Consider the following 570-nt stretch of genomic DNA (forward strand, 5'->3'; position numbering starts at 1 on the left):
TGCCTTCCATAATGCCATTCGATAGCGGTGAAATAATGGTATCCAGCAACGCTTTTTCACGTGTTATCAATGTTTTTGCGATTTTTGAGACGGCACCACACATATGAAATTGATATCTTTTAAACCATTCTGTTAACCGTCGTTTTGCTTGTGTCATCGTTGTCGCTTTTAGTACATAACGCATATGATTCAATGCTTGATAAATGTGTTTTGTATGCAAATCTTCCTGGTACCACTGTGCAATAAATCCACGTTCTTCTTCCGTTAATTGTTCAGGTTTTCGTGCCAAACAACGGTCTATGAATCGCGATTTATGATGCTTTTTGGCTTCTCCTAAATAACGTCGTCTTCGCTGCTGGGCATCTGTGAAAAATTGCACGAGATGAAAACGATCCAGCACATGAATCGCAGTTGGATAAACTGTTTGTATCGCGTTCGCCATCGCTGGAGCGAAATCACTTACTACTGCACGAATAGGACCTATTACTTTCTGTAAAACAGCGGTAATTGCGTCTTGATCTCGGTGAGGAACAATCGCCAAAATGCGACCTGTGTCGGCATTTAAAACAC

General features: G+C 41.2%; 1 protein-coding gene. It reads right to left on the reverse strand.

Annotation, left to right across the window (positions count from 1 at the left end):
* Positions 1–570, reverse strand: a 570-nt coding sequence (locus AMS59_RS14205; protein WP_199777770.1) for a transposase, incomplete at both ends; no start/stop codon positions are given.

The organism is Lysinibacillus sp. FJAT-14745, assembly GCF_001275675.1.
In the GTDB taxonomy this organism is placed as follows: Bacteria; Bacillota; Bacilli; order Bacillales_A; family Planococcaceae; genus Lysinibacillus.